The organism is Streptomyces sp. NPDC054796 (genome assembly GCF_053611545.1).
In genome coordinates this window covers 1-5,002 of the sequence record NZ_JBSHAO010000126.1, presented here as the reverse complement: position 1 = coordinate 5,002, position 5,002 = coordinate 1, and the positions used below count along the sequence as shown (strand labels likewise).

General features: G+C 71.3%; 4 protein-coding genes. 2 read left to right on the top strand and 2 right to left on the bottom strand.

Annotation, left to right across the window (positions count from 1 at the left end):
* Nucleotides 1–57: 57 nt before the first annotated feature.
* Nucleotides 58–1,317 carry an LCP family protein gene (locus ACWGJ2_RS39965; protein ID WP_453351330.1) on the bottom strand — a complete coding sequence of 420 codons (1,260 nt, stop codon included), beginning with the start codon at nt 1,315–1,317 and terminating at the stop codon, nt 58–60.
* A gap of 128 nt (nt 1,318–1,445) precedes the next feature.
* On the opposite strand from ACWGJ2_RS39965, the gene ACWGJ2_RS39960 reads away from it, so the two are divergent.
* Nucleotides 1,446–2,063, top strand: a complete 618-nt coding sequence (locus tag ACWGJ2_RS39960) for an acyl-CoA thioesterase (RefSeq protein ID WP_453351329.1) — start codon at nt 1,446–1,448, stop codon at nt 2,061–2,063.
* 48 nt (nt 2,064–2,111) lie between these two features.
* On the opposite strand, the gene ACWGJ2_RS39955 is transcribed toward ACWGJ2_RS39960, so the two are convergent.
* Nucleotides 2,112–3,695 carry an LCP family protein gene (locus ACWGJ2_RS39955; RefSeq protein ID WP_453351328.1) on the bottom strand — a complete coding sequence of 528 codons (1,584 nt, stop codon included), beginning with the start codon at nt 3,693–3,695 and terminating at the stop codon, nt 2,112–2,114.
* A gap of 235 nt (nt 3,696–3,930) precedes the next feature.
* Between ACWGJ2_RS39955 and ACWGJ2_RS39950 the strand changes: the two genes are divergently transcribed.
* Nucleotides 3,931–4,965, top strand: a complete 1,035-nt coding sequence (locus ACWGJ2_RS39950) for a glycosyltransferase family 2 protein (protein ID WP_453351327.1) — start codon at nt 3,931–3,933, stop codon at nt 4,963–4,965.
* The last annotated feature ends 37 nt before the right edge of the window (nt 4,966–5,002 follow it).

The following is a 5,002-nucleotide window of genomic DNA, read 5'->3' as shown; positions in this document are numbered from 1 at the left end:
GCCGGGCCGAGCGCGGCGCCATCACAGCAAAGCGAGGGCGAGGGGCGGAGAGCGGGGTCAGCGGTCCGAGGTGACGGTGACCTTCTCGTCGTCCTTCAACTGCTGCACGAGCTGCTTCACCTTCGGCATGTCCCACTGGAGCGAGCCCTGCGGCGCCGTGCCGGAGATGGGCATGTTCATGGACTTGCCCTCGCCGCTGGAGACGTCCTTCATCGCGAAGAACATCGAGCCCAGGTTCCACAGGCTCATGTCCTCGTCGACGATCAGGGTGTCCAGGCCCGCGCCCATGGTCGGGTAGAGGCGGAACGGGTTGAGGACCGTCGAGGGGGTCGCCGTCTGGCTGGCGAGCGCGGCCAGGAACTTCTGCTGGTTCTTGGTACGGCCGAGGTCGCTGTCGCCGGTGCCCGCGTGCCGGTTGCGGACGAAGGAGAGGGCCTGCTTCCCGTCGAGGACCTGCTTGCCCTTCTTGAAGTCGGCGCCGGAGTTCTTGTCCTTGATGTCCTGCGGGATGTCCATCTCGACGCCGCCGACCGCGTCCACGATGTCCGCGAAGCCGCCGAAGCCGATCTCCGCGTAGTGGTCGATCTTCAGCCCGGTGTTGTGCTCGACGGTGCGGACCAGCAGCGGGGCGCCGTCCTGCGCGTAGGCAGCGTTGAGCTTGGTGTGCTGGACGTTGTCGAAGTGCTTGCCGGACTCGGAGCCCGTGAACGACGGGATCTCGACCCAGGAGTCGCGCGGCAGCGAGATCATCGTGGGCCCGTCGCTGCCGACGTGCAGGATCATCATCGAGTCGGTGCGCTTGCCCTCGGCCGAGCCCGTGTGGAGGTCCTTCTTCTGCTGGTCGGACATGCCCTCGCGGCTGTCGGACCCGACGATCAGGTAGTTGGTGCCGTCGCCCGCCTCGGGGCGGTCCTCGACGATGCTGAGGTCCACCTCGCGGCGCAGCTTGGAGTCGGCCCAGAAGTAGGTGCCGACGGACCAGGCGAGCACGACGACCACCAGCGTGATCAGGCCCCACTTGAACCGGCGCCCCCAGTCGGGGCGCGGGCGGGTGTCGTAGTCGCCGTAACCGTCGTAGTCGTCACGGCCGCCTCGGCCACCACCGCCGTAGACCTGGCCCTCGCTGTAGCCGGAGTCGTAGGCGTCGTGCCCGCCGCCGCTGTCGTATCCGGCGCTCTGGTTCGCTCTGGACTGGCCCGGGACCCCCGGCCGCCGCGTCTGCGGCATGACACGGGCCTGCTCCGGACCGGGGGCGGCGCTGCCGCGTCCGTACCGGTCTCCGGAGTTGTTGTTCCATCCATCGGGCCACTGATTCATGCACGGCAGTTTGCCTGCCCGGTGGTGCCTGAACACAGCCCGGGTGCTGGTTCGAGCCTTTCCTGTAGCAGATCTGATGCAAAGGCGCGCGTCGGGCGTCGGCCATGTCGCCGCATATGGTGGAGGGCATGACCGACCAGGCCCTTACGGCGGAAGATGCCCTACCGGGCAAGCCGACCGCCGCCTCCCGAACCACCCTGTCGCACATCATGACGGGCAGTGACACCAACCTTCTCGGCACCGTGCACGGCGGCGTGATCATGAAACTGGCCGACGACGCGGCGGGCGCCGTCGCGGGCAGGCACTCGGGCGGACCGGCGGTGACGGCCTCCATGGACGAGATGGTCTTCCTGGAGCCCGTCCGCGTAGGCGATCTTGTGCATGTGAAGGCCCAGGTGAACTGGACGGGGCGCTCCTCGATGGAGGTCGGCGTACGGGTGCTGGCCGAGCGCTGGAACGAGTCCACGCCCGCTACGCAGGTCGGCACCGCTTACCTCGTCTTCGCGGCCGTCGACGAGGACGGCAAGCCGCGCCCCGTACCGCCGGTGATCCCGGAGACCGAGCAGGACGAGCGGCGCTATCAGGAGGCCCAGATCCGCCGTACGCACCGGCTCGCGCGGCGCCGCGCGATCAGGGAGCTGCGGGAGCGCAAGCAGGGCGAGTGGGCCGACGCCGCACCAGGGGACGGCGCGGGTACCGGCACCGGCACCGGCACGAGCGCGGGGACCCGGCGCCAGGCGGGGTAGCCCCGCACCGCTCCGTACCGCCCGGCCCGGACCCGTACCGCCAGAGCCCTACTTGCAGGCCACCCTGTCCCCCGTGACCGCGCCGCCGTCGGTCCCGGAGCCGGGGGAGCCCGCGGGGGCGCCCCCGGTCACCTTGCGCACCTTGTCGTGGTCCGCGCCGAGGACGACCCCCATCACCGGGCCGCGCCCCTTCTCCTCGCGCAGCTTCGCGCCCGGCAGCGCCTTGGCCAGGGAACGGGCCGAGCGGTCCCAGCGCGGGTCGTAGGCGATGGTGGTGTGCTCCACGTCGTCGGAGGCGGCGTTGCGGGCGCCCCCCGTGGTGGCGAAGCCCGTCGCGCGCAGTGCCTGGTCGGTCCGCAGGGCGAGGCCCTGCCTGTCCGTGCCGTTCTCGACCTGGACGCGGATGCTGTTCGGCGCGACGTCGACGGTCGTGGTGCTGCTCTCCGGCCCTCCGGCGGGCGCCTTGCCGTCCTTCTCCGCCTTCTTCGCCTCTCGCTTCTTCGCCTCCGGCGACAGCGGCCGGTCCTCGCGCAGCGACCGGAACAGCTTCCCCGCCTTCTCCGCGTCCCACTGCACCGTCGAGCCGAGTCCGGGCACGATCCGGTTCGCGTTGGCGATGGGGACCTGCGCGAACTCGGACGAGGCCGGGGTGAAGCCCTTCATCGCCTGGCCGAGCGCCATCATCTCGTCGATGCCGAAACCGGGGTCGGCGCGCATGGAGCCGAGGATCGTCCTGGCGACGCGGTCGAACTTCACCGGGTTCATCAGCACCCCGCTGTGCGTCGCCCGGGAGATGACGGAGGCCAGGAAGCGCTGCTGGCGCTGCATCCGGCCGAGGTCGGCTGCGGCGTCCAGATGGCGGGCGCGTACGTACTGGAGCGCCTGGCCCCCGTTCAGCCGGGACGTGCCCGCGGGCAGGTCGAGCCCTGAGTGGTCGTCCTTGAGGGGCTTGTCCGTGCAGATCGGGACCCCGCCCAGCACGTCCACGGTCTTCATGAAGCTGCTGAAATCGACCTCCAGGTAATGGTCCATATGGATGCCTGTCATGGCCTCGACGGTCCGCACGGTGAGCCGGGGGCCGCCGTGCGCGTAGGCCGAGTTCAGCTTCGCCGGCTGCTCCTCGTGCCGCTCGCCCGTGCCGGAGTCGGTGTGCGCCGGCAGGCGCGCGTACGAGTCGCGCGGGAGGCTCACCACACTCGCGCGCTGCCGGTCGGCCGATAGGTGGACCATCAGCAGGGTGTCGGTGCAGTCGCAGGCCGAGCCGCCGAGCTGGTACTTCCGCTTCTCCGCAGCGGACAGCTTGTCGCGCCCGTCGGTGCCGACGACCAGGAAGTTCACCCCGCTGGTCGTGTTCGGGCGGTCACCGAGCCCGTGGAACGGGTCCACCCGCCGTACGCCGGAGTCCAGCCCGGAGAGCAGCACGTGCCCGGCCCCGCTCGCCGCAAGCACCAGCGTCGAGACCCCCGCCGCCGCGGTCAGCCCCCACCGGAACCGCTTCCGGCGCCTCGGCCGCGCGGAGTCCTCACCCCCGGGGTCCCCGGAGCGCGCGTCGTCGGAGCGCGCGTCGTCGGGGGCGGGGGAGGAGGGGGAGGTCCGGTCGGGCGACGGGGTACGACGGGCCGGTGCGGGCAAGTGACACCTCGCGGCGTGTGAGGGGGACGGATCGCGGGTTCGGGGCCCGGGAACGAGGGCCGGGGTCGGGGTTCCGGATTCCAGGATGACCGTATGTGTCGTAATGCGCGCTTTGAGTACGTACAAGCACAGTAATCCCATATGATCTGATGCTCGCGGTCACACGCCGCCGGCCCTCCGCGCACGCACCCGGCTGCCGTGCGGGGGCCCTCCGCGCACGCGATAACGTGAGCGGGTGACTGATACCAAGCCCCCCGCCGTCTCTGTGATCATGCCGGTGCTCAACGAGGAGAGGCACCTGCGAAGCTCCGTCAGGCACATCCTGGAGCAGGAGTACGACGGCGAGCTGGAGATCGTGATCGCCCTCGGCCCGTCCGAGGACCGCACCGACGAGATCGCCGCCGAGCTGGTGCGCGAGGACCCCCGGGTGCGCACGGTGCCCAACCCGACGGGCCGCACGCCCGCCGCGCTGAACGCCGCGATCAAGGCGTCCCGGCACCCGGTCGTGGTGCGCGTGGACGGGCACGGGATGCTCTCGCCCGACTACATCTCGACGGCTGTGCGGCTGCTGGAGGAGACCGGCGCGGCCAACGTCGGCGGCATCATGCACGCCGAGGGCGAGAACGACTGGGAGCACGCCGTCGCCGCCGCCATGACCTCGAAGATCGGGGTCGGCAACGCCGCCTTCCACACGGGCGGCGCCGCGCAGAAGGCCGACACCGTGTATCTCGGCGTCTTCCGCCGCGAGGTGCTGGAGCGGCAGGGCGGCTACAACGAGGAGTTCATCCGCGCCCAGGACTGGGAGCTGAACTACCGCATCCGCGAGGCGGGCGGCCTCGTCTGGTTCTCGCCCGACCTGCGCGTCTCCTACCGGCCGCGGCCGAGCGTCCGCGCGCTCGCCAAGCAGTACAAGAACTACGGGCGTTGGCGCCACGTCGTCGCGCGCTACCACTCCGGCTCGATCAACCTGCGCTATCTGGCGCCGCCGACCGCCGTGTGCTTCGTCGCCGCGGGCGCGGTCGTCGGGATCGTGCTGACCCCGTGGGGCTTCCTCGCGCCCGCCGCCTATCTCGCCGCCATCACCGTGGGCTCGCTGCCCGCCGGCAAGGGGCTGCCCTTCGGGGCGCGGGTGCGGATTCCCCTCGCGCTGGCCACCATGCACATGTCGTGGGGCTGGGGCTTCCTGACGAGCCCGCGGAAGCTGGCGCGCAAGGTCATCGCCAGCCGCCGCGAGCCGGTGCTGACGCCGACGGCCCCGGCCGAGGGCTGAGCGGACCGAGCCGGACGAGCGCGACGAGGAGGGGCGG

What these genes read in the sequence shown, in the direction of transcription:
- ACWGJ2_RS39965 (WP_453351330.1), bottom strand. Translation starts at nt 1,317, where the DNA reads ATGAATCAGTGGCCCGATGGATGGAACAACAACTCCGGAGACCGGTAC.
- ACWGJ2_RS39960 (WP_453351329.1), top strand. Translation starts at nt 1,446, where the DNA reads ATGACCGACCAGGCCCTTACGGCGGAAGATGCCCTACCGGGCAAGCCG.